Raw genomic sequence first — 23,582 nt, 5'->3', positions numbered from 1 at the left:
TGAAGGCGATGGGGTTCCGCAAGCTGTCGGCCCGGCCCCGTCACCATGCCCAGGATGTCAAAGCACTTGAAGACTTTAAAAAAAATTCCAGACCAGACTGGCAGAAATCGACGCCGCCTTACCGCCGGGAACCGGGATAGAGCTGTGGTGGCAGGATGAAGCCCGGATCGGCCAAAAGAACAAGATCACGCGACGCTGGGCCAGGCGAGGAACACGTCCTGTAGCACCCCAGGATCAACGCACCAGCTCCGCCTACATCTTTGGGGCCGTGTGCCCTGAACGCGGTGTCGGCGCCGCCCTGGTCCTGCCCCGCTGCGACACCCGTGGCATGCAATGGCATCTCGATGAGATCGCCACCCAGGTCGCGCCCGGAGCGCACGCCGTGCTCATGATGGATCGGGCCGGATGGCATATGACCGATAAGCTGATCGTACCAGCGAACATCACCATCGTCGCCCTGCCGCCCAGATCCCCGGAACTCAATCCGGTCGAGAATGTCTGGCAGTTTATGCGTGACAACTGGCTGTCCAACCGCATCTTCGAATCCTACGACCAGATCATCGCCATGTGCTGCCATGCCTGGAACAAGCTCATCAGCCAGCCATGGAAGATCATGTCCATCGGGCTGAGGCGCTGGGCTCATGGGTTCTGATTATTGCAGATTGGTATAATTTCAAAAATTTTCAATGCATTAAGTGGGAAACCAGCTGCCATGAGGTGCACTCCTCGCCGAACGAGGGGCTAATAATTTATTTACATTTATGTGTATATGCGTATATACTGTGTTTTTATGGAGATGATATAGGGTGCTGCCCGCAGACAGCACCCTACCGACAGCCAGACGCTGGAACGCCGGCCGTTACTGTTCCTCAGCGGCCTTGGGCCGGGCGAGCAGGCGGATTCGATGGACGACGAAGTTGACCCCCGATCGCCATCCGTCTCCGCCTTCTTCCTCGACCCGCCAAGGCTGTACCTCGGCTTCGACCACGACCAGATCACCGACCTTGTAAGACCTGGTGATCCGTTCAGCGATCTCCGACCAGGCGACGAGATTGTGCCAGCGCGTGCGCTTGACCCACTCTTCCCGGGTCTGGTCGAAATAATCCGCATCTTCGGCAACCGAGAGGTAGAGCCGGGATTTTTCCCGCCCGTTCCTGGTCTCGATGGTGCCGATCCGGCCGATAAGGGTCCACTGGTTCATCATTGGAGCGCTCCTTGAGAGGAGGGCCAGGGCACCCACATGGGGCCCAAAGCCCCGCATGGATGTTCATCCCTGCCCGCAGCCTGCCGAAGAGCACGCCGCGCGTCCAATCGAAGACCAGTGTTGTTCTGTAACAGCGCCTTATTTCACAGTGAAAACAACCCCATCGGTCCCCGCAGCAGCCGCAGCACGCCGGTTCGTATCGACGCAGCGGCTTGCCAGCCAATCCCGGGCGAAGGCGGATTTGACCACCACATGAAGCCGTCGGTCCCCATCGATGCCGAGACAGTGGCTGCCATCGAGCCAGGAAGCCCGCAGAGCCTCCCCACGTTCAGCTGTCCAGGCCTCCAGGAAGTGTTTCCAGGCCTCTCCTGCCTCGCTGAGAGCCTGAGGGGTGCCAGACTGAGGGAGGCCAGGCGAGGCCGGAAGGCTCGCAGGGGCGGTTTCTGCTTCGATCCGGGCTGCCAGGCGCTTCAGATCCTCAACCCGCGCTCGGGGCGCCTCGCTGTAGTCGATACGCGGTGATGTCGCCGGCTCAGGCGATCGAGCCAGCAGTCGGGCGACATTCGGAGCCAGATCCCAGCGCTGCGGCGTTGCTACCCAGCGCATGAACCACGCGCCCGGGCTGGTAATTTCCGGGCTATCACAGGCCAGAATCCAGGCCGTGATGGCCTCAGCCGGGCCATGGCGATCAAGGGCCCAGGTCCAGATCCGGCCAGGATGACGAGCGGCGCCGATCGTGCTCTCAAAATGTTCGGCTGCCCGTGCTTCCAGACGATCCAGGTGAATGAGGTCATCGGTTCCTGCCAGAATCTGGCCGGTCCGACTGCGGGCAAGCAGGGCATGCAGATCGTCCACCGGCGGTGCCGTGAGATCCGGTGTTGCCGACGAACTTCCAGCGGATCGACGTGCCCGCGTTGGCGGGCAGATGCCGGCGATTGTATCTGATGATGAGCTGGTTGTTAGGGTTGTGGCGGGGCTATGAGTGTGCGGCGGCGTAGCCGGCGCCGTTTTTTGATCGCTTCGCGAAGCGGCCGTGTTTACAGATTGGCTGGTTCTTCTGACTGTTTCTGTTGTCCGGAAAATTTTTCCGTCATCCGCGGAAATCTCTTCCGCTTTGCGCATAAGAGTGATGGCGGCGCGGCCGGCCTCGATCACATCCCCGACGCGCTCCATGAACCCCCGAAGGCTAATCAGGGGCGTCCGGCGACGGCCTCGATGACGGATCTCGATCAACCCTGCTCCGGCCAGGCGCCGCAGCGAGGTCCGGACCTGGCGGTCGGACAGGCAGCCCTGAACCGCCACATAGCTGGCGCTCGGCCAGACCACAGTGTCGCCGGCATCGATATCAGCCTGGGAGAGATGATGCACCAGCCGGCGCAGCACCTTGCCATCAGCATGGGTGAAATGGGCAAGCTCCGGCAGATGCTGCAGCTGGTCCGTCGCATCCAGCATCGCGAGCTTGTTCAAATGCGCTGGTCGCGCATGAGCCGCTGGCTCATCGCGCACCGCGCCTGTCGCGGTTTTCATACTCCTGTCCGTCCTCTCCAGAGGCCGGAGATCGGGCGCAAAGATACCCGCTCGCGCAAGATGGATCTTGCCGAGGGGGCCGCTTACCGCTATCATCAGAGCTGTACGTGTAGGGCTGGTTCTGATAGCGGTATCGCGGCTCTTGCACTCAATCTCTGAAAGCCTCGGTCGTTGGCGCGACCGAGGCTTTTACTTTTCAGCCTGCCTGCGTTCGATAAATTCCTTCAGCGCTTGTGCAACCAGCACACTCCGATTCGGCATTCCCTCTCGCTCCTTCAGACGATCCAACTCGCTGAGAAGCTCGCCAGGAACATAGGTATGCAAGAGACCACGTCCGGCAGCTGCCTGCCGGTCACGATGTGCTTGCTGTCGTAGGGCTAGCTGATTCTGTGCCATCGGTTATCTGTAACGTCGTGATGTACGAGTCAGCAACCGTTTTCTGTCCCCCGCCTAGAATCTGAGATAGAAATCGCGATTCGATACAAGGGGTGGTTGTCGGTTGCATCTGGGCTTCGTCGGTTCCGCGAAAGGATGCTGCGTCGCCGTCGAATCACCATCGGGCTGAATGCTAGCCGATTCTGAACAAGATTGGCCAGACATGATTCGCAACCGTCGCGTGGGGCGCCCCAGCTCTTTCCGGACAACACAAAGGGGATGAGGGCAACACGCCCCCATCCCCTTGCGGCCTGACCTCTGCCGAACTCAGTCGCGTGTCTGGCGTCGATCGTGGAGATCGTCGTCATCGACCGGCGCCCCGGCCTCCTTGAGCGCCGCCATGATCACCCCGCGCATCGATGTGCCGCGGTGAAAAGCCTGCTCGCGGAGCCAGTCATGCAGACCCGCCGGCAGCACGATGGTCATGCGGGCATCACGGCGCGGCGCGGGTGTCGGAGTGGGAGTGGGCGTCGGAGTGGAAACAGAAGCCGCCCGGGAGGTGAACCCGGCCTCGCGTCCGATTGCGGCAGCGACATCGGCCGCGGCCGGCTTGGCCGGCGTCGGAGCAAAGCCACTGAGATCCAGGGTGGCGCGCTTGCGGGCGCTGTCGCGCTTGCTCTCGCTCATGCCCCATCTCCCTTCACATGTCCCTTCAAATAGTCCACCACAGCCGCCGCGACGGCTTCCGCATTCTCGATCGCCGCTTCGGGATTGGCGACGTCGCCCGGGCCGAGGTCATAGATGGTGCCTCCGATCTGCATGATCGCCCGGAAAGCCGCACGCTCGACCATCTCCGCCGGCAGAATGGGGATGCCGGCATCCTGAAGACTGGCCGCAATATGGCGGAAGTCCCGTCCCCTGAGGACGCTCGTGCAGGTGAAGAGGACCGCATAGGGGATCGTCCTGCGGAAGGCCTGAGCCTGGCGGGCGATCACCTTGATGACCCGCGCCCCCTGATCCGCATCCAGTTGGGATCCGCGCATGGGGATCAGCACCAGGTCCGCCCGGCCGATCGCATAGGACACCGCCATATTGGCCGTGCCCTCCAGATCCACGATCACGAAGGGATCACGGGCCGCGGCACTGTCGATGTGATCGAGGATGTTTTCTTCCGTCACATCAGGCACCACCCGGAGCAGGGCCGGCACCCGCTCGGGATCCCGTGCCGCCCAGGCCCCAAGCGGCTGGTTCGGGTCGGCATCGAGCAGCGTCACCCCGGCGCCCTGGGCCGCAAACACCTGCGCAAGGACCAGGGCGGTGGTCGACTTCCCCACCCCGCCTTTGCTGTTGGCGAGCGCGATGACGGGCATCGGCGGTCTCCTTATTGGCGCGAACTACGAGGGGGCAGGTTAAATGTATCTATGCATGGATGTAAATATGCTTATGCGCTTTGTCAGTTGAGCTGCAAAAAGTATTCGATCCTCGCATCCGCGGAGAGCAGAAGTCCTGTACCCGGAACGACGTGCCTCATCGGCATCTTTTTATTACTAAGCCCGGGCACCAAAGACAGTGGCCACCATAGTTAGAGCGGACAAGCATCGGCGATACCATAGAGATAGGCTCCCACTGTTTTCCAGAGTGACTCATAATCCGCTATCCTGCTAACTTGGTCGCACAATAGTCCGTAATTATTATTCCCAATCAGCCGATTTCAGGCCAAGGGCGTCAGCGTTCGCGGAAACTGTGCGCCTCATGCCGTCTCCAGCTCCATCTGGAAACTCAGCCGAAATTTCCACCACAAGACGCACGGTCGCTTTCGGGTCAGATGTCAGCACGGACACGATTTCATCAGCGATCTGCACAAGGCGCATTTTTGCGATCTCGGGCGAGACCTCGGCTGAAACGTAGAAGGTTCTCGGCTTTGCAGCGGCCGGTATAGGCGCGGCCGTCACTGGCCTCGGCAACACACTCCCGCCATTGGAAACATACACACTCGGCTCCTCGGCCACACCAATCACGGTCGTGGCGTCAACCGGAGCAGCGGGAAACGGCGCTGGCCGATTTGCATCCTCACAGGCTTGAGCTGCTTGAGGCTCCACCAGAAGCAAAGTGTCGTCGAAGACGACAGTACCGCCGCCGAAGGAGAACCCCTCGAACCTGCCATTGGCCTCGCCGTAGGCAGTGCCGAAGAAGTCTTTGCTGGCTGCACCGGCACGGATCGCCTGCGCCAGAACGTCCCGCGACTTGAGGCGCGGCATATAGAGATAGCGCAGAGTATCCTCGAAAAAACCGGCCGCGCTCGCGGCATTCTGCCCGTTCTTCCAGTAAAGCTCCTTGAGCTTGGCGCGCAAGTGGATCGGCGACCATGTAGTGATGACCAACTCGTTGTCGGCACAAACCCGTTCGATCTCGCTGCCGATGGAGCCGCCGGTCGTGTTCAGGGCGAACGCCTCGACGCCAGGCTTCGGGTCAGTCGGAGCATCCTGCATCGGGCAAAGCAGCCATTTGTAGCATTCGCGGACGACGCGCGGCAGCGCGTCCTCGGCGCTCTTCAGCTCGTTCTCGGCCTGCTTCTTCTGCAAGAGGTCGATGTTGAGCCGGCCTTCCTTCACGTCCTCGACGATCGAACTCCAAGAGAGCGCGACGCGCGTGGCGTCGCTGAGCCGGGACGTGGCCCCGTGATCCGGGGCAAGGAAGATCAGCCGATTACTGCGGTAGCGCGGCTTCGCGCCGTTCTTGCCGATGATCTCAAGCACGGCCTCGAAGGCGAGCCGGTGTTCCTCGCGGGCATACCACGTCTCCGGCGGTAGGACGATCAGGCGCAAGGCGGTGTCGTCCGGTACGTCACCATGCGGGATGAAGACATGCACGCCATCGAACGACGTGGCGTTGCCGACGGTCTTCTTCAGCACCTCGGCGATCTTGTCGCGCACCTCCGTCCGGTCGTCGAAGCGGCGCTTCCGATCCTCCATCTCCCGCCGCAAATTGGCACGGGTGTCAAACCAGAAGCGGGTTGTATCCTGCCCCTTGTCACCGGAGGCATTGAGATAGTGCAGCCGGTCTGCAAGCCGGCCGAGCGCATCGGCATAGACGGAAGATGCCTGACCCGGCTGAAGGCAGCCGAGAATGATATGCGCGCGGTCGAGGCCGCGTGCGGCGACCTTGGAGGCGACCGATGACGGGGCGCTGCCGAGAAAGACTGTGCGTGCAATGCGCCGGGCCGCGCCGACCTGGCCGAAGCGCGGCTCCTTGTTCTCCAGAGCGGTCGTCTCGGCGCGGTCGCCGTCGATGTCGCGCTCGATGACCGCATCCCAACCGGCCGGAAGATAATATGTCAGCTCGTTGCGGCTGCTGCCATCATGGAGCGGCAGACTGCCGGGCATGATGAGCAAGTCCTTGTTGTCGTCCTTCCACAGCCGGAAGATGGCTTTCGCCATGAGCTTCAGGACGCCGCGCGTGCGCTGAAACCCGTCGATGGTTGTCCAGTCCTCATAGAGACGGTCGAACACCTCCGGGTGGATCGGATAGGCGTGCAACAGACGCTCGTAGTAGCGCCGTTCCTGCGTCTCGGCCGGCAGCTTTACGCCCTCAGCGATATAGGCATCGGCGAAGGCGCGGCATACGGCCTCGCGGGCCTTCTCGTCGCGCACCGGCTCGAACAGTCGGCGACGCACAATCTCGAAGGCCTCCTCGGTCGCCACCGGCTTCCAAAGCGCCTGCACACGCCCGAACGTCTTTTCGAGGGCGCGCAACGCCGCGACTCCGCGCTGACTGCCCGCCTCAAGATCGGACTCCGGTAAAGAGGCGAGCACAATGGCGCGCGGCACCAGCTTCACGGCTTCGGTGAGTGCCTGCACGAAGGACAGGTTAGAATCGTAGCTGCCGCCGCTGATCGCCTGGGATTCCGGGAATTGCCGGATATAGGCGACCAGCTCGTCGATCAGCACGACGCAAGGCGCATGGCGCTCAAGAAGCTCGCGCAGCACGTCCTTTCCCGGGGATGTGCCAGTGGCGTCGGCCTCGGCGACAAGCGCAAAGGCGTCTGCGCCGCCGAGCTGCCATGCGATCTCGCCCCAAAGGGTCTTGACCATCTGGCTCCCCCGCTTCCACGGCTGGCCCGGCGCGTGCGCGGTGCCGTCCAGCACCGCGACGCGGGCCTGCGGCACGTCCATCAAGCCCGTCCGATCGACAAGCGCCGGAATGCCGGCGAGGTCGGACAAGGCGCATTTGCGGGTGGCAAGGTGATAGACAGCGAGCATCGTGTGCGTTTTGCCGCCGCCGAAGGCGGTCTGAAGCTGCACGACCGGCTCGCCACCCCGGCCGGCGAGCCGCTGCGCAACCTGAGTCAGCAGCTGCGCCATGCCCTCGGTGATGAAAGTGCGGTCGAAGAACGCGCCGGCATCCTGATACTCGCGACTGGCCTTGCCGGTGTTGACGGCTGTGATGTCGGCCGCAAACTCCGATTGTTGGAACGTGCCTTCAAGCACGTCCTGATGGGGTACAGCCACTTCTCTCCAAGGTTTCATCGTCGGCTCCCCCTTCAGCCAAACAGGTCGCCCTGATGCACCTTCGGTGCCGCGGCGGCGGCAGACTCGATGGCGCTCCAGCTCGTTATGATCTCGTTATAGGCACGGGCATCCTCAGCCCAGCCCGCCCGTTCGCAAAGCGTATAGAGGCGATAGGAAAGCTGCCGCGCCGGCTCGGCCTTAGCCGCGACGGCTGCAAGCACCTTGCCCGCGCCGCTCTCGCCTTCGGCTTTGAAGATGCGGATCAGATGATGCAGGGCTTCCCATACCGGCAGCCGATCGTCGTCGACCGGATTCCAGTCGGACGGGTATTCCGCCCATTTCAGCAGCCTGACAACGCCGCCAGCGGCAAAGAGAACGCCCGATTGCTTCACGCCATCAACGCTCGTCCCCTTGGCACGGGCAAGGGTGTCGGCCTCGCCAAAGCGACCTTCCTTCCAACCGTACTGCTCGAACCAATGCAGGCAGAATTGGGAGTCGTGATCGAAATCGTCCTCGGCGAGAAAGCGATTGATGAGCCGTAGCGCGGTCTGCACGGCCATTGGCGTTCCATCTGCCTCAAGCACGGCAGCGTATTTCGAGAACACAGCCATACCGGGGCCGATTATCGCCTGAGAAAGGTCAACCGGCGCGACCGGCGAACGGTCGTCGCCAGAGCCACGGGTCATCTCGTCGAGCGCTTCTGGGAGAATCTGATTTAGCTCACGCAGGAAAGCACGACGGGAGATAGTCTCCGCTGCAGTTACACGGGGCCGGCAGACGAGGACAATACTTGAAGCAAGAGCGTTGGAGCCGGTGTCTCGCATTCGCCCCGCACGCTCAGTTCGCATGGGCCACGTCCCAACGATCGCGAAACCTGATCGAATAACCGCAGCAAGGAAGCTATCCCATCCGGTGCTAGAAGTGCCCTCATCTTCATCGGATTCGGCTTGTTTAAAAGCGTAATAAATCGTTGCCGGAAATGCCGGATGAGCATTTTCTGTGATTCGGCGCATCGCCTGTGACATGCCCTTTAAGAAAAAGTCTTTGGCGTTGGTCTTAGACCCATGCCGATAGGCAAACGCTACCAGCTCTTCTCCCTTGGGCGCTGCTACGGTCGCGAAAAGATCCGGAAAAATCGTACGCTGTGCGCGCCGAAGCCAAATATAGAAATAATCGGAAAGATCAGCATAGGGAACATTGTCATAATAAGGTGGATCTGTTGACACAACTTTTCTGTGACTCAGTTCAGTCTTTGCCGCATCGCTTTGACGAGCAAAGGACGGCGGTCCAGCAGGTAGGTATTCTATAGCTCTGACGACATAGCTGAGATTCTTTATAAAGCTTCCGCCCGAATTGCTAAAAGGGTTCACCTCCCCAAAATCCCAAGCCATCGGGATGGCTTGGCGCCCAAAAAGATGCGTTACAAGTTCGTTCTTCGGCTGATTTGCCCAAATGCATACGTTCGACCAAAAATCGGCTGATCGACTGACCGCGAAGGACAAGAATATCGCGACCGCCTCGGCGTAGGCGGTCGCGCCCCTCCCGTCACAGTCGACACCTTCCTCATCAATGGGGATCCCCGCAGCAACCGCGTCGGCGCGGATTAGGGCGCGGCTCTCATTGACAAGGTCTGCAAAAGTCGTGAGGGCAACAAGTTGCCGATCACTAAATATCTGGTCGAAACGGTGCATACCATAAGGCTTGACACCAAGATATTGAGTCGTACCTGATATCAATACTTCAGGTCGCCATGATGGTGACGCCTGCTTGGCGATCTCTTCATGATCTGGGGTGGGGCTGATATAGACACGGCCCCTTGCACCCTCGGCGACAATGGCCATTAAACGCACGCCTATCCGCCCCGCTTCACCTTCAGACTTTATGTAGTCGCCGGAGATCGGCGTTCCAGACATAGTGCAAGCGAAATTGGCTCCACGTCCTAGTTTTGTTCCGGCCTTGGCGTTCTCCGGCGGCCTACCGACCTTTACGCTAAAACGATAGGTGTTATGTTCAATAATAGTTTGAACGTAGGCTCCATGAGTTTCTTTGCTCGACAGAACGAATGTTGAGACGAGAGGGACATCTACATTGCGGAAGGCAGGATTCGGACTCTTAACGGTTCTTGCCCAAATCCAAGCTATTACGGTCAGCTTTTTACCTACCAGTGGCATAAGGTCGGGTCGCTCCTCCGCCATCTGAGCCGTAACTTCGACGGGCGGGTAGAGGTAGCCAATGCGCTTCTTTGCCTCCTCACCCATCCATTCGCCGTAGTAGCGCACGTCCTCTGCCATCCCCTGTGCGCGCTCCCAATTTAGACTCCAGGCGTCGTGCCTGCCCCTTGCCCCGGGGTTCACCGGCGGCATGCCCGCAACCTTCGGGGGAATTTCAATCATCGCCTTGTTGACTAGGACCGGGACCGGATTGAGGTCTGACGCATAGGATTCAAGCCCAAGGCGCTGCGCTTCCAGTGGCAGCGCTCCGCCGCCCGCAAACGGATCGTGGAACGCCGGCAGCTTTTCGGGATTGAATAGTTCGGTCGCCTGCGGATGATCCTTGTTGAGTTCGCAGGTCTCGCGCCAGGATTTACGAATCTCAGCCCGCGCTTTTTGCAGCACGGACTCGTTGGTGGTGTTCTCCCACTTCACCAAGTCCTTGATGATGTTGAAGAGTCGGTTCCGGCTCGCGGCCCAGCTCGCCTTCATGTTATTCGGCGGAATCTCGCCCGGATGATCAAGCTCCCATTTCCACGACGGATCGTTGACCATTTGCGCGAAGATCACAGCGCGCGCCGCTGCTAGCGGCCGCCGCGCCCACCACAGATGCAAAGTGCTCGGATGCCCGTGCCGGACCGACTTTTCGCGCGCCGCAGCCTCATTGATCGCATCCAACGGTAGCGCGACTTCGATCAGCTTCTTCGGGGTTTTCACGGTAGCGGTCATTCTTTATTGTCTTTCCGTCAGCACGTGCCGGATGGTGGTATAAAATGGGAGGTCACGGGCGACCTGAAGCTCTCCGGCAATAAGTTCGCGAATGTCCTCATCCGAGAACCCATACTCAGACGCATCGGCAACATAATTGACATACTGAGCCACGGCCGACTTGCGCATGTTTCTCAAGCGTCCAAAGTTAGGATGTAAGGAAAACACTCGCAAAGTCTCTTTCGCTCTATGTTCTTCCTGCTTTGATAGGCCATTCCTTACGCTGATAGTTCCGTCAGACCAGAAAATGAAGAAGTCGTCCGGGTCGTCCGCGCAAGGGTCGATCAGGTCTGCTACGTTGTACGAGCCGGCTCTACGATCCTTAAAGTGACCGCATGAATCCGTCTGATTGCATGACCAGAATAGATTGCTCCACTCGAACGTCAGGGCAGGATGATGCTTCTTGCGCCGGAAGTGTTCGATATGCTGGCCAAGGCCGTCGATGCTGCCTTCACAATAGGCGCAACGACGGCCTTGCATGGCTTCGAGCTGCTTTCTGATCTGCTCCTTATGGATGGATGACACATCGTCCCATCTGTTAACGCTGCAAGTGTAGCTGTGAAGACAAGCCGGTGCGGGGCTGACGGTGCGATCAAGTTTCCGCATGTCACGCGCCCTCCTGCCGGCTCTTGGCGAGCCGGAACCGCTGGAAGCGGATGAGGCGGTCGGCGTCCAGTATGACCTGATGGCTTTCCCCGTAGTGCTCGATCAGGCGTTGCCGCAAGGCGGAGGCTTCCGGCCCTTCGGCTTCTCCCGCCTCGATGATTTTGCGATAGGCGCTGAGGGCAGTTGCTTCCTCGACCTGCGGAACGGGGTCCACGTCCATCACGGTCGCCAGGACACCCGCGCTCTCGACGCCTCTAGTCTGAATCTGGGGCGTCTCGGTCACCCCGTCGCCGTTGTTGATATGGAGGACGCGGATCGACGACTTATCGACGGTGGACAGCACGTGCGGGCTGTGCGTGCTGACAATGATCTGTAGGGCCGGGAACGCGGCTTGCAGCAAGCCGAGCACCTGCTGCTGCCAGCGGGGATGAAGGTGCATGTCCACTTCATCTACGATAAGAATGCCGGGGGTCTCGATGGCGGCCCGATCACTCAGTTGCGGATTGAGGCTGGCGCAGCGGCGCGCAACGTCGGCGACAAGCGCAAGCATGGTGCGGACACCATCGCTCAGCATGGACAATGGCAGTTCGCCACGCGTCTCGTGCTTGGCCGTCAGGGTGTGAAGCTCGTCATCCCAGCGGAGGCTTGACCAGCCGGTCGGCTGAAGGACCATGTCGGTGGCGGTCTTCACGCCTTCGATCATCGCAAGGTTGGCTTGCAGGCTTTCCCGGAATAAAGGCGATGCCGTCTGCCTGAAGCGATGCTCGAACCATGCCGAAATGCCTTTGAACGACGATGACGACGTGAGGCAGTCAGCATAGCCGGCGACGCGCTCACCGACATTGGTGGCGGAGGAACGGCGATATTCGGTCTGCCGTTGCTCGCTCCAGAGGCGACCCGTTCCGTAGTAAGCTATGAGCGGAAGAACGGCCGTGTCAGACAGGAATGGCTGCGCAGCCTCTTTCATTGGGTCAAGGTGCCGGAATCCAGAACGTACTTTGTCGCCGTAGGTTCTAACGGCGCTCTTCCATGTCACGGCAGTGTCACGAACGGTTGCCTGCGCTTCATACTCGGTCGGAAGGCAAGGGGACATGCTGCGCTCCTGACCCGGGATCAGGCGCACATCGCCACGCTCGATGCGCCGAACCTTTTCCGACGGATAGAGAGCGTTGACAAAGACCGAGAGCGCAGCTCCGGCAGCGTCGAGCACGGCAGTCTTGCCGCTGCCGTTCTCCGCAACCAGAACGGTCAGGCGGGAATGGAACGCGACCTCGCAATGGGCGAAGCAGCGGAAATTGGTCAGCGATAGCTTGTCGAGGCGCAGCGCGGTCATCTGACCTCCGCCTTGGCAAGCAGATCGCCCAGATGGAAGTTGATGGACGCGACGCCCCAGCTCGGTTCACGGTCGAAGGGGCTGGGAATATAGTGGGGGCCGTCGATCGCATCATCCTCGCCGACGATGACGATCGCCAGCACGAACTTGTCGCCCTGATTGAAGGCGTAGAGCATCTCGTTGCGGGTGATCGTAATGGTGCTCGCGCCCTTCACCCGGCCCTTCACTTCGATGTGCTTGGGATCGGGCTGCCTGCCGTCAACGGCCGGGGGATAGGAAGTCAAATCCCAGCCGCACTTTGCGGCTGAGACATCGACGACGCGGCAGCCGCGCGCTTCCTCGGCCAGCCGGACGGCCGACATGGCAAGATGCTCGATGCGCGAGCGGGCCGCCGCGTCGGCCGCGAAGGTCGCCGCCACCGGATCGGCCGGCTCGTCGCCGTGCAGCTTGTTCATCAAGCCGGCCGGCACGATCAGCGCCGCGCCGAGCACGACCGGCGTGCCGTTCACGACGTGGCGCATGGCCTGAAGCTCTTTCTTCCGATTGTCCAAACGCCCCTGAAGGTCGCCAAGCGTGCGTTCGACATTCTGAAGATTGAGCCGCACGTCCTTTCCGACCTCGGCGTCGTCCTTCAGCTTCATCCAACGATCCTGCCAGAAGGCGATTTCCTTGCTCAACCTCTCGTGGACAGCATTCAGGGTCTTCTCCACATGGTCGATTCGCCGCTGCGCGACCTCGCCATAGTGCTCCGGCACCAGCGTCGTCGCAGCTAGGGCCAAGGCCCGCGCCTCCTGGCCGGAGGACAGCCAAGGCGCGTCGAGCACGTCCTTGAGCAAGGGACGCTCCGCCTCCGGCAAAGGCTCAAGGTCGAGATGGGGCGCCCAGCCGGCAAAGCTCGCCTGCCCGTCCGGGCCGACCCGCACGAATTGCAGGCGTTTGGATAGCACGGTGTTGTCGCCGGACTTGATCTCATGCGTCAGCAGGAACAGCAGCGCCGGGTCGAGCCCTTCATCGGACGGGTCAATGAGGATCGAGCCCTGCCGAAGGAGGTTGGCGTGCTGCTCCAGGATCATATCCGACATGGCGAGCATGAGCGGATGGCCGGGATGCATGAGGACGGCACGCTCCAGCCCTGCCTTATCGAGCGGCTGGATGGCCTGACGCTCGAAGCAAATGCGGCTGTAGCGCCGCAGCACGGGCTCATGCTCGCGCCGGTTCCGGCCCGTCAGACGGCGGTCGCGTTCGCGGATTGTGGAAGGAACATGAGTGATTTCGTAGCGTCCGGCTTCGCGCGGATGTGCCGTGCCACCAAGCGCATCGAGGGCCTTGGAGAAGAAGGCTCGGACGAAGTAGGGCTGAAGCCGCCGGGCCTCCGCCTTCTCCATTTCTTCCTTCACCGCGAACAGGCGCTCAGGACTCATAGTCTCCTGAGCAAGCGCGTTGCGGTTCAAGAGCGATTTTAGGTGGTCGTGGTCGAGCGCTTTGTCGATCTTCTGGGTGAGACGAGCGCGGACATCCGGGCGATCACCGTAGCGGATTGCCTCGACCAGCAAATCCTTCAGGCTGGTTTCCTCGAAAACCTCGCCGAGAATGTCGAACACCCGGCCATGCAGAGCTTGACTCTCAACCTCCAGTTTTATAAGCAGGCGGTGATAGACATCGCCTTCGCGGGTTTCCTTGGCGACCAGATTCCACAGGTGGCACACCTCGGTCTGCCCGATGCGGTGAATGCGGCCAAACCGCTGCTCCAGTCGGTTCGGGTTCCATGGCAGGTCATAGTTGACCATGAGGTTGGCGTTCTGAAGGTTGACGCCTTCGCCTGCGGCGTCGGTCGCCACCAGAACTCGAACATCGGGATCGGAGCGGAAGAGCGCCTGAAGCCGGCGGCGCTCATCTCGATGGGTGCCGCCGTGGATCGTCACGATGGCGTCGGGATTGCCGAGCACGCCCGCAATCCGCGCCTGAAGGTAGTTCAGCGTGTCGCGGTGCTCAGAGAAGATGATGATCTTACGCTGACGGCCAGAAGCGTCCCGCATTTCAGGATTGTTCTGAAGGATTCTCGACAGCTCATCCCATTTGCGATCTTGCCCGGAGGCAACGACAGCTTTGGCCTGCTCCTCCAGCCCCTTCAGGATGATGATCTCGGCCTCGAGCTCGGCGACCGTCTTGGCGGCGGTCGCGTCGTCGATCAGATTTTCTTCGAGGGATTCCTGCTCTTCGGCACTCAGGTCGTCGTCGTCCTCCGGCGCACCGGCATAGGTCTCGGCAAGGGCGTGCCGCCCCTTGATGTCGAGCTTCTCGTCGCGTAGCCGGTTCTCAAGCCGCTCGCGGCGGCGCTTGAGCGATTGGAAGATCGCTTCGGGGCTCGAAGCGAGACGCCGTTGCAGCGTGGCAAGGGCGAAGCCTACAGAGCCCTTGCGCGCGCCTTCGAGCTGGTCGGCCTTACCCATCTCGGTCTGCACATAGTGAGTGACGGCCTCGTACAAAGCCGCCTCAATGAGCGAGAGTTCGTAGTTGACCGTGTACGCCTTGCGCTCCGGGAAGAGCGGCGTGCCGTCGAACTTGACCAATTCCTCCTTGACCATGCGGCGCATGAGGTCGGAAGCATCGACCTTGTGAACGCCATCGCGGAATTTGCCGTAGAAGCGGTCGGAATCGAGCAATGAAAGGAAAAGCTGGAAGTCTGCTTCCTTGCCGTTGTGCGGCGTCGCCGTCATCAACAGCAGGTGCCGGACATGCGCGCCCAGATTCTCGGCGAAGCGGAAGCGGGCGGTCTTTTCCAGATTGGAACCAAAATAGTGAGCGGAAAGTTTGTGCGCTTCGTCGAAGATGGCCAAATCCCAGCCGGGGGCGCAGATCTTGTCCTGAAGTTCCTCGTTCCGCGAGATCTGATCGAGCCGGACGATAAGGCGCGGATAGTCGTCGAACGGATTTCCGCTGGGCGAAGTCTGCGCCATAAGCGAGGAATAAACGTGAAACTCCAGCCCGAATTTCTCATAAATCTCGTCCCGCCATTGCTCGACTAGGCTGCCGGGCGCGACGATTAGGATGCGATGCGAGTCCGCGCGCATGATGAGTTCGCGGATGTAGAGGCCGGCCATGATCGTCTTACCCGCACCGGGATCGTCCGCCAGGACGAACCGCAGTGGCTGCCGGGGCAAAAGCGACTCATAGACAGCGGTAATCTGGTGAGGCAGCGGCTCGACATTCGAGCTATGGACCGCCATCATCGGATCGAAGAGGAAGGCGAGGTCAATCCGCTTCGCCTCACAAGCAAGTTGGAAAGCTGCGCCGTCACCGTCGAAGGAGAAGGGGCGCTCGACCGTGGCGACATTGACCGAAACCTCGTCGCGCCTGCCGAGAAGCCGTTCCTTCATCGCGCCGTCCGGCGTCCGGTAGATGAGCTGAACGGAGTCTTCCCCCAAGGGGACGGCGGCAACAACCGTCACGATCTGGGACGGCTCGATCCCGGATAGACCCAGGCTAGACTTGATTTCTTCGAGCTTCATGTGGTGGACGGCTTTCTTTTAGGTCGCGAGCCTCTGCCCCGAAGTTTTCTGAAATTGAACGGGTCATGATGGGAGATTTCGCTGCGGCGGCTTGCCCGAATAGGGTGCGACGTTGACCGCCTTTGCCTTCTTCCGTGCCTCCGCAATGTCAAAGCTATTTTGCATACGCATGAGGGTTTCCATTGACACGCCGAACGCCTTCTCGATGCGGATTGCCATTTCCGGCGACAAGTCAGCCCGCTCGTTGAGGAGGGCGGATAGAGCGGCGCGAGTGACACCGAGAACATCGGCGGCAGCCGTGACCGACAAACCTAGAGGTTCGATCACCTCGGCTTTTACGAAGCCACCGGGATGGGCAGGAACTTTCATTCGGATACCGTTCATTGCGCGTGCCCTCAAGTTTCAGCCGTTTCCTTCGTAGTCGAGGTTCGTGATCTCATCGCCCTGTGAGTCGATCCCGAACGTGAGTGCGCCGACCGGCGCCACGCGAAGTTCCCATCGTCACCGACCGACGCGAAACTCCAATTCCCCGGCCATATCCTGAAGGAACCGACAGGATGCGCCGCAAACGTCGATGCCTCACGGGCCGACCGATTCGTCCTCTGCAATGAGAGAGCTCAAGCCTGGATGGACCGCATTCCGAATCTTCATGCCGCACACTATTTGGGAGGCCGAATAGCGTCAAGCGACACTTGACATCCAGTCAGTAACAATCTGCGATAATCAGACCCTATGAGCCCCACGCCTCCCCCCGATGGAGATAATCTTCCAGGGCAGGCTCCAAGCATAGCAGCATATGAGATGATTCAGTCGGGGGATCCGAAGATGCATTTGGGCAACCAATTGTCCTGTATGAACTGCTACAAATTCTCGACCGAGTTAAATTCTGGGGATCTGAGTCGCAGGACCAGGATATTGATGTTGTCTGGCGGTCGTGTTCTATCCGATCCCGATCCATCATGAGCACTTCTGACGCCCCTGACATGACCCAAGCGGCGATCTCATCGAGATTTTCTTGCATGCCACTCATGTCGCAGCGGGCCGGACAAGGACGGCGACGACACTGTGTGGAAGGTATGCGATTTAAAAATACATCCCGATCTATTATTCGAATTCATTCGATGGAGATTTTCAGACAAACACACTTCCATGCCCGTCACTGTCCTTCCGCCTATCACGGGCCAATGATACATAAAAATGCACTTACATCACTGTATATACAGTGATGTAAGTGCATTTTTATGGCTACGCAACAGCCTGCCCCACCCCCGATGCCGCCGCCTGCAGCGCATGGAGATAGTCGACCGCCCGTGCCGCAAAACTCGCGGCCTGGAAGATCGCACGCTTGTCTGCCCTGAGCACATCGAGCCAGCTCGCGAGATAGGCGGCATGATCCTCGCGCGGCGTGAGTGCAACGCCCAGATCCGCGCACAGGAAGGCCGCGCCAAGCTCGGCAACCAGCTCTTCACGGGCGTAAGCCTGATCGGCGAAGCGCCGGCCGAACTGGCGATGGCACCGGGCGGGATGACCGGTCCAGTGGGTCAGCTCGTGCAAAAGGGTGGCGTACCAGCCATGAGCGTCGCGGAAGGCAGTGCGTGCCGGCATGCCGATCATATCCCGGGCCGGCGCATAAAAGGCACGCCCACCCCCGGCCTCAATGCGAGCACCTGTCGCCGCGATGAAGGCTTCGGCGGCAGCGATCCGTTCAGGTTCGGGGCACGCCGGAAGCGGGGCCGTCAATCGGTCCGGCAGTCCGTCGCACTGCTCGACATTGAACACCGTATAGCTCTTCAGGAACGGGATCCGGGTCTCTGCTTCCTCGCCCGTCTCCGGATCGACATCGGTACGGGTGAGGGCAGAGCTGTAGACAACCGTGGCCCCATGCTCACCCCGACGGACCGTGCCGCCTTCCGCCCGGGCCTGCCGGAAGGTAATCCAGGTCGGCGCATGATAGCCGCGGATGAGGCTCGCCTCCCACAGAATGAGCGTGTTGATTCCACGATAAGGCTCACCCGTGGCCCGAAGCGGCCGGCCTGCAACACTCTCCCCCGTCGTCCAGGGGCGCATCCAGGGCCGCACACCCGTCTCAAGCTGCGCCACGATGCGGGCGGTCACCTCGGCGTGAAGATCCTGCTTCATGGTCTCCTCCGTCTTGATGTGTCGGTCGATTTCATCGACCGACAACGCCCAAGTGGCGAACGAAGGAGGGGAAGCGGCGCAGCTCAGAGGGGTCGATCGCGGGGAGGGGGATCACCCACCCCGGGCCCAGGCCCGGGGCGGCGCGGCGCGCCGGCCTGCAGGCGGCCTGCCGCCGAAGGCTGGGGAGACCCCGCGATCGACGACGGCGGCATCGCCGCCGGCGCTTGCCCCTTGCGCCGCGGGGAACCTGGGTTCCCCATCTTCAGGGGCCGGGGTTTTGATCAGGTGCCGGAGATCGCAGAGCGTCAGCCAGAGGGTCAGACGAAGATCCGCTCCACCTCATCCAGCGTCACCTCATCCGGCCGCCGGTCATAAAGCTGGGTGGTGCGGGTGGAGGCATGGTTGGCCATGGTCGCCGCCTTTTCCAGCGTGCCCCCGTTCTTGAGATAGGCGGTGATCCCCGTGGCCCGGAAGCTGTGATTGCCGATCGGCGTCTCGATCCCGGCCGCCGCGGCCCGGCGCCGGATCATCGCATAGGCATCGGCCTGCTGCATCGCCCGGTCGCTCAGCCGGCCGGTGCCGCGGGCGATGGTCCGGAACAGGGCACTCCGCCGGTCACCCGCCAGCGCACAACCCTCCATATAGTCGTGCAGCCAGGCATCGAGATTGTGGTGACAGGGCATGTCGTGACGCTTGCCCCCCTTCTCGTGCAGCCGCACCCAGAGGCGACGGTTCTGGACATAGACGTCCTCCACCCGCATGGCCAGGGCTGCACCGATTCGGGCGAAGCTGTAGACCATCAGCCCGATCAGGGCGCGGTCGCGCAGCCCGATCGGGGTTGAGACGTCGATCGCCTCCAGGATCCGCCGCGCCTCGGCCGCCTCCAGAACCGGGGTCTTGCCCCGTTTGACCCGATGCACCGGGCCGCGCACCGACGCGGCCGGGTTGGCGGGCAGGATCTGGCCGGTCACCAGCCAGTCGAACAGATGCTTCAGCCCGGCCAGGCGCTGCTTGACGGTCGGCGCGGCGAAGTGCCGCCCCTGAAGCTCGACCCAGGCCGCGACATGCAGCGGCTGAACCTGACCGATCGCGGTCAGCCCGATACCGCTGCACCAGGTGAGGAAGTCTTCGGCCGCCCGGCCATAGGCACGCCGGGTGTGCGGGTTGCGGATCCGGGCGACGAAGAATTCGAGGAAGCGCAGTTGGGCCAGATCGCCGGCGGCGGCGATGAGGGGTGGAGTGGCGGGCAGGCCGGGTGGTGTGGCGGGGATCAGGGGCATGGGCGGGTGCCGTGGGTGAGGGAGAGGGGTCTTCTCAAAACACTGATAAAGGACGTTATCATAGATACGAAGGCATAGGGAGGGGCGGGAGAAGATCGACCGAGCAGAAACGCTGATGAGGGGCCCGCCCCAGCCGTCAGTGGGGCGTGCGATCGCGGCTCAGCTGTCAGGAATCAACGAGAGCGACTTTCAAATCATCCAGCACACTCGCCAGCCCCGGCGCACCGATCAGCTGCATCTTCTGCCTGACCCGGAGCTTCCTTATGGCACGGTCAAACACAGCCAGGTTGGTATGGCCGTTAAGCCGCGATGGATAAATAATCCCGTCTGGTTCGTCCTTATGGTCGTAGAACGCCAGGGACCAAGCCCGGGCGAGCGTCTGAGTTGACGCCTTTGCAACATCAGTCGGCACACCCATGACAATGGCGCCGTCATCACGCAGGTCGACCATTGCGAGTGGGTTCGCAATTTCGATTTCCGCATAATGGCGGTCATATAATTCAGACATTCCGATCGGCAGATCGCCGATCGTGCCGTCACGCTGATCTCGGAGGACCGCTTCAAGGAAGCATACCTTCACGGTCTCGCCGAGATACAGCACACCAAACCGGTTGGCGGGTTTACGCCGCCGCCGTGGGTCACTGAAGCGGCTCGGTGTCTTGCCGTAGCCGAGTGGTTCGGGATAGCGCCCCAGATAGATACGACCAAATACCTGACCAGACGGCACTTCATAGATACGAAGGGGCGCCTCCGCAAAGCCTTTTGGTGGGGGAGTCTTCGCCATTTAGCGGAAATCTCTCCCGACACTCTCGGCCGCCGCCAGCACCGCATCCCCCTCCCCACGCTCCAGGGCCTCACGCCCGGTCAACCCGTCAAGTTCCCCATGCGGCTGCATCAAGAAGCGGTAGATCGCCCAAGGGCTGCCGAGCAGATCATGCAGTGCGGCCAGTTCAGCATAAGGCTTACCCTCCGCATCCAGCTGCCAGACAGGGAATCGGAAGCCGCGCTTGGTACCGTCAAGGCCGAGGATCTGGCCATTCTGACGTTTTGTATTCACCGTCACCCGGGTTGTTCCGAGCATTTTGGCGAATGCATCCGCGTTCAACATATCCCCGCCGCTCAGGATTTCGGCCGCACGCAGTCGCCCACGTTCCCGCGCCGCAGCCAGGGCCGCTTCGAGATCCCCGGCCGGTGCTGCGGCACTTTCTCTCACGACTTCCGACCCAGAGGTCGTGTCTTCGACCGGGGTCACAACGGTCTCACCTTCGGGGTCGACATCGACACGAAAACTCACGGGCCGGCCGGCCCGACGGCTCCGCGCGATAGCGTCCCCATAGACTTGAAGGAGTGCCTTCATCTGCTTGGGAGCACTGGTAAACTGCTTGGATGCCGCGGCAGGAAACTTGAAGCCGGCAGTTCCCTTCGATTCTCCGGCCAGCCGTCGGCCCGCGCCATTGCGCGTACCCGTTTTTGATTTAGGAGCTGCCATGATCCAACCTCCGTTGGATCTTATATGGATAACTTTGATAAATTCGTCAAGTTCGTAAAGATCTGAAACTTCTGCATAAACTCAACATATATGTGATGTGATATTCGGAGATGCAGAAATTCGCTCAAGCCGCGGCAAACGTGAAACTTCGATGGACATTGCCTGACATGACCCTTTCGGAGGAAGCATTCCCCCAAGCCGAGATCCGCACCCAGGAGCATCGTCAGGCGGGCTATGCCGTGGCCGCCCGTTATGATCGGCGCACGGGGCGTGTGGTGGTCAAGCTCAACACTGAGGTGCAGATCAGCTTTCCGCCGCGCTTGGCTGAGGGCTTGGCCGGCGCCGCGCCGGAAGACCTCGCCGTCATCGAAATCAGCCCCTCGGGTCTGGGCCTTCACTGGCCGCGGCTCGATGCAGACCTCTATGTGCCCGGCCTCATGGCCGGCCAGCTCGGATCAAAGCGTTGGATGACTGCCCAGTTCGGTGCGGCCGGAGGCCGCGTACGTAGAGCCCCGCGAAGGTAGCCAGCGCTTCGTGAAAATGGCCGCAACGGGGGCCGCCCCCCGCAAAGTATCGCCCTCCCCGGCTTAAGCCCGGGGCGAGGACAGAGTCTCGCCTTTCAACGGCAGTCTCTTCCAGCACTCCCCGCGGTTTATATATTCCTCAAAACACAAAGTATGACTTAGCGAATCTTGGAAAATCCGAACTCGACATCGGTTTAAAAACGTTGCAAAATACTAAGCATGAATATGCATTCTGGCGGAAAATTAAACCGACTTCAGCAGGAACTCCCCGAGGGTCTCCTGGCTGATGCCGCCTGGATGGAGGCGCACGGCTACTCGTCGGCGCTGCGCAGCCAGTATGTTCGCGCGGGCTGGCTCAATAGCCCGGCGCGGCGCGTCTATCGCCGCTCGCGCACGCCGCTCACCTGGCAGCAGGTGATCGTTTCTCTCCAGACGGTGCTGGAGCTTCCGTTGACGGTCGGCGGACGCACCGCGCTCGAACAGCAAGGCTATGCCCATTACCTTTCGACAGCCGTGCACGAGGTTCATCTTTACGGACCGAAGCGTCCACCGACCTGGCTGGCGAGCCTGCCACTCGATATAACCTTTCGCTGGCACAACAGCCTGCGGTTGTTTCCCGATGATGTCGACGCGCCATCCGAGCCAAGCCCCGTCATGGTCGGCGCCGGCGGCCTGACCTTACCTATCCGATATTCCAGCAAGGAGCGCGCCGTTCTCGAATTGCTCGACGAGCTGCCCGAGCATGAGAGCTTTCATCAGGCCGATGCCTTGATGGAAGGGATGAGCGATTTAAGCCCGCGCCGCTTGCAAACCCTGCTGGAGGCTTGCGCCAGCGTGAAGGTGAAGCGGCTTTTTCTTTTCTTCGCCGACCGCCACCGCCATACGTGGCGATCCCGGCTCGACATGTCCTGCATCGATCTGGGTTCGGGCAAACGCGCCCTCGTCAAAGGCGGCAAACTCGATCCGCGCTACAACATCACCGTGCCATCCGACCTTGGATGCGTGTGAATTCCATGGCCTTCCTCGACACATCGCCAGCAGGTCGCCCTGCTTATTCGCGTCCTTCCTTTCGTCGCGGAAGAGCAGGCTTTCGCGCTCAAAGGCGGCACCGCGATCAACCTGTTCGTGCGCGACATGCCGCGCCTCTCCGTAGACATTGACCTGACTTATCTGCCGATCCAAGACCGGGCCACATCGCTTGCGGCAATCAACGCCGCCATGCAGGGGATAAAAGAACGGATCGAGCGGGGTATCCCCACCGCGAGCGTCAATGCTTCGCGTTCTGTCGATGAGGATATCATCACCAAGCTGATCGTTCGGACGCCCGGCGTGCAGATCAAGATCGAGGTAACCCCCGTGCTCCGCGGTGCGGTCTATGATCCTGTCGTCATGAGCGTGGTTCCCGCTGTCGAGGACACCTTCGGCTTCGCCGAAATGCAAGTCGTGTCCTTCGCCGATCTCTACGCGGGCAAGATCGTGGCAGCCTTTGACCGCCAGCACCCGCGCGACCTCTTTGATGTGCGCGGCCTGCTGGAGAACGAGGGCGTCGGCGACGAGTTGCGTCGCGCCTTTCTGGTTTATGTCATCAGCCACAACCGTCCGATGGCTGAAGTTCTGGCCCCGACCCGCAAGCCGCTGCACAAGGAGTTCGCGCGGGGCTTTGATGGCATGACACAGGAACCTGTCCCGCTTGCGGACCTGGAGACCGCGCGGGAGGCGATCATCGCCGAGATGGTGGCCGCCATGCCAGAAGATCACCGGCGCTTCCTTACCAGCTTCAAGCGCGGCGAGCCGGACTGGACCTTGCCCGGCATCGTTGGCGCGCAGAACCTGCCCGCCGTCTTATGGAAACAGCGCAATCTCAAGAAACTGTCCGCCGACAAGCGGCGCGAATTGGCCGAGGCGCTGGAAAAAGTGCTGTTCCCGTGAGCAGCCCGTTTGGCCTGCCCGCTGTTTCAGGCGATCAGCGACAGGCTTCGTGCAGAAGAGCGCCCGGTCGGTGCAGCGCGACAATATTCCGGGGCACATCCCATTCTCCATATATACATTAATGTTTTTGCGTATATATGGTTTTTATGTATTTCAACGCAGTGCCCACGCCAACCGGCCG

Annotated in this window: 17 protein-coding genes and 2 pseudogenes; 4 read left to right on the top strand and 15 right to left on the bottom strand. The window is 61.0% G+C overall.

Annotated elements, in window-relative coordinates; all coding sequences use genetic code 11:
* A pseudogene (locus WI697_RS24565) lies at positions 1-652 on the top strand (IS630 family transposase); the annotation flags it as partial.
* 207 nt (positions 653-859) lie between these two features.
* Here the strand turns inward: WI697_RS24565 and WI697_RS24560 are convergent.
* From WI697_RS24560 to WI697_RS24495, 15 genes are all read right to left on the bottom strand, one after another.
* Positions 860-1,201 carry a single-stranded DNA-binding protein gene (locus tag WI697_RS24560; RefSeq protein ID WP_345960278.1) on the bottom strand — a complete coding sequence of 114 codons (342 nt, stop codon included), beginning with the start codon at positions 1,199-1,201 and terminating at the stop codon, positions 860-862.
* Between the two features lie 141 nt (positions 1,202-1,342).
* A complete protein-coding gene (locus WI697_RS24555; RefSeq protein WP_345960277.1) occupies positions 1,343-2,731 on the bottom strand; it encodes a helix-turn-helix domain-containing protein in 1,389 nt (462 codons plus the stop codon).
* A 189-nt stretch (positions 2,732-2,920) separates the two neighbouring features.
* Positions 2,921-3,127: a CopG family ribbon-helix-helix protein gene (locus tag WI697_RS27500; RefSeq protein WP_372014602.1), complete on the bottom strand. Its 207-nt coding sequence runs from the start codon at positions 3,125-3,127 to the stop codon at positions 2,921-2,923.
* Between the two features lie 306 nt (positions 3,128-3,433).
* Positions 3,434-3,793, bottom strand: coding sequence for a hypothetical protein (locus WI697_RS24550; RefSeq protein WP_345960276.1), 360 nt, complete (start codon positions 3,791-3,793; stop codon positions 3,434-3,436).
* Positions 3,790-4,476 carry a ParA family protein gene (locus WI697_RS24545; RefSeq protein ID WP_296708594.1) on the bottom strand — a complete coding sequence of 229 codons (687 nt, stop codon included), beginning with the start codon at positions 4,474-4,476 and terminating at the stop codon, positions 3,790-3,792. The genes WI697_RS24550 and WI697_RS24545 overlap by 4 nt, the downstream gene beginning before the upstream one ends.
* A gap of 321 nt (positions 4,477-4,797) precedes the next feature.
* Complete coding sequence (locus WI697_RS24540; RefSeq protein ID WP_345960275.1) at positions 4,798-7,632, bottom strand: ATP-binding protein; 2,835 nt, start codon at positions 7,630-7,632, stop codon at positions 4,798-4,800.
* 14 nt (positions 7,633-7,646) lie between these two features.
* On the bottom strand, positions 7,647-10,553 hold the full coding sequence (locus WI697_RS24535; RefSeq protein WP_345960274.1) for a DUF1156 domain-containing protein: 2,907 nt from the start codon (positions 10,551-10,553) through the stop codon (positions 7,647-7,649).
* Positions 10,554-10,556: 3 nt separating this feature from the next.
* Positions 10,557-11,198: a retron Ec78 anti-phage system effector HNH endonuclease PtuB gene (gene ptuB / locus WI697_RS24530; RefSeq protein WP_345960273.1), complete on the bottom strand. Its 642-nt coding sequence runs from the start codon at positions 11,196-11,198 to the stop codon at positions 10,557-10,559.
* Position 11,199: 1 nt separating this feature from the next.
* Positions 11,200-12,531, bottom strand: coding sequence for an AAA family ATPase (locus WI697_RS24525; protein ID WP_345960272.1), 1,332 nt, complete (start codon positions 12,529-12,531; stop codon positions 11,200-11,202).
* A complete protein-coding gene (locus WI697_RS24520; protein WP_345960271.1) occupies positions 12,528-16,040 on the bottom strand; it encodes a helicase-related protein in 3,513 nt (1,170 codons plus the stop codon). The genes WI697_RS24525 and WI697_RS24520 overlap by 4 nt, the downstream gene beginning before the upstream one ends.
* Before the next feature lie 63 nt (positions 16,041-16,103).
* The gene (locus WI697_RS24515; RefSeq protein ID WP_345960270.1) at positions 16,104-16,439 is read right to left on the bottom strand and encodes a HigA family addiction module antitoxin; all 336 of its coding nucleotides are present in this window, start codon (positions 16,437-16,439) and stop codon (positions 16,104-16,106) included.
* Between the two features lie 846 nt (positions 16,440-17,285).
* Positions 17,286-18,224: an ArdC family protein gene (locus WI697_RS24510; protein WP_345960269.1), complete on the bottom strand. Its 939-nt coding sequence runs from the start codon at positions 18,222-18,224 to the stop codon at positions 17,286-17,288.
* A gap of 272 nt (positions 18,225-18,496) precedes the next feature.
* A complete protein-coding gene (locus WI697_RS24505; protein WP_345960268.1) occupies positions 18,497-19,459 on the bottom strand; it encodes a tyrosine-type recombinase/integrase in 963 nt (320 codons plus the stop codon).
* 166 nt (positions 19,460-19,625) lie between these two features.
* Complete coding sequence (locus tag WI697_RS24500) at positions 19,626-20,243, bottom strand: RES family NAD+ phosphorylase (RefSeq protein ID WP_345960267.1); 618 nt, start codon at positions 20,241-20,243, stop codon at positions 19,626-19,628.
* Positions 20,244-20,948: an XRE family transcriptional regulator gene (locus WI697_RS24495; RefSeq protein WP_386000155.1), complete on the bottom strand. Its 705-nt coding sequence runs from the start codon at positions 20,946-20,948 to the stop codon at positions 20,244-20,246.
* Positions 20,949-21,058: 110 nt separating this feature from the next.
* Here WI697_RS24495 and WI697_RS24490 point away from each other — a divergent pair, with 110 nt between their 5' ends.
* From WI697_RS24490 to WI697_RS24480, 3 genes and pseudogenes are all read left to right on the top strand, one after another.
* Entirely contained in the window at positions 21,059-21,472 is a 414-nt protein-coding gene (locus WI697_RS24490) for a DUF2442 domain-containing protein (RefSeq protein ID WP_345960266.1), read from the top strand.
* Between the two features lie 219 nt (positions 21,473-21,691).
* A complete protein-coding gene (locus tag WI697_RS24485) occupies positions 21,692-22,480 on the top strand; it encodes a type IV toxin-antitoxin system AbiEi family antitoxin domain-containing protein (protein WP_345960265.1) in 789 nt (262 codons plus the stop codon).
* A pseudogene (locus WI697_RS24480) lies at positions 22,477-23,401 on the top strand (nucleotidyl transferase AbiEii/AbiGii toxin family protein). The gene WI697_RS24485 and the pseudogene WI697_RS24480 overlap by 4 nt, the downstream one beginning before the upstream one ends.
* Positions 23,402-23,582 lie beyond the last annotated feature (181 nt).

Origin of the sequence: Tistrella mobilis (assembly GCF_039634785.1) — a bacterium.
In the GTDB taxonomy this organism is placed as follows: Bacteria; Pseudomonadota; Alphaproteobacteria; order Tistrellales; family Tistrellaceae; genus Tistrella; species Tistrella mobilis.
The sequence above is the reverse complement of the archived record's forward strand: the minus strand, read 5'-3'. Positions and strand labels throughout refer to the sequence as shown.

Bases quoted from the DNA above. Each gene is read 5' to 3' on its own strand.
- WI697_RS24520 (WP_345960271.1), bottom strand. From the start codon at position 16,040: ATGAAGCTCGAAGAAATCAAGTCTAGCCTGGGTCTATCCGGGATCGAG.
- WI697_RS24500 (WP_345960267.1), bottom strand. From the start codon at position 20,243: ATGGCGAAGACTCCCCCACCAAAAGGCTTTGCGGAGGCGCCCCTTCGT.
- WI697_RS24540 (WP_345960275.1), bottom strand. From the start codon at position 7,632: ATGAAACCTTGGAGAGAAGTGGCTGTACCCCATCAGGACGTGCTTGAA.
- WI697_RS24485 (WP_345960265.1), top strand. From the start codon at position 21,692: ATGAATATGCATTCTGGCGGAAAATTAAACCGACTTCAGCAGGAACTC.
- WI697_RS24555 (WP_345960277.1), bottom strand. From the start codon at position 2,731: ATGAAAACCGCGACAGGCGCGGTGCGCGATGAGCCAGCGGCTCATGCG.
- WI697_RS24545 (WP_296708594.1), bottom strand. From the start codon at position 4,476: ATGCCCGTCATCGCGCTCGCCAACAGCAAAGGCGGGGTGGGGAAGTCG.
- WI697_RS24560 (WP_345960278.1), bottom strand. From the start codon at position 1,201: ATGAACCAGTGGACCCTTATCGGCCGGATCGGCACCATCGAGACCAGG.
- ptuB (WP_345960273.1), bottom strand. From the start codon at position 11,198: ATGCGGAAACTTGATCGCACCGTCAGCCCCGCACCGGCTTGTCTTCAC.
- WI697_RS27500 (WP_372014602.1), bottom strand. From the start codon at position 3,127: ATGGCACAGAATCAGCTAGCCCTACGACAGCAAGCACATCGTGACCGG.
- WI697_RS24550 (WP_345960276.1), bottom strand. From the start codon at position 3,793: ATGAGCGAGAGCAAGCGCGACAGCGCCCGCAAGCGCGCCACCCTGGAT.
- WI697_RS24490 (WP_345960266.1), top strand. From the start codon at position 21,059: ATGCAGAAATTCGCTCAAGCCGCGGCAAACGTGAAACTTCGATGGACA.
- WI697_RS24525 (WP_345960272.1), bottom strand. From the start codon at position 12,531: ATGACCGCGCTGCGCCTCGACAAGCTATCGCTGACCAATTTCCGCTGC.
- WI697_RS24505 (WP_345960268.1), bottom strand. From the start codon at position 19,459: ATGCCCCTGATCCCCGCCACACCACCCGGCCTGCCCGCCACTCCACCC.
- WI697_RS24535 (WP_345960274.1), bottom strand. From the start codon at position 10,553: ATGACCGCTACCGTGAAAACCCCGAAGAAGCTGATCGAAGTCGCGCTA.
- WI697_RS24495 (WP_386000155.1), bottom strand. From the start codon at position 20,948: ATGGCAGCTCCTAAATCAAAAACGGGTACGCGCAATGGCGCGGGCCGA.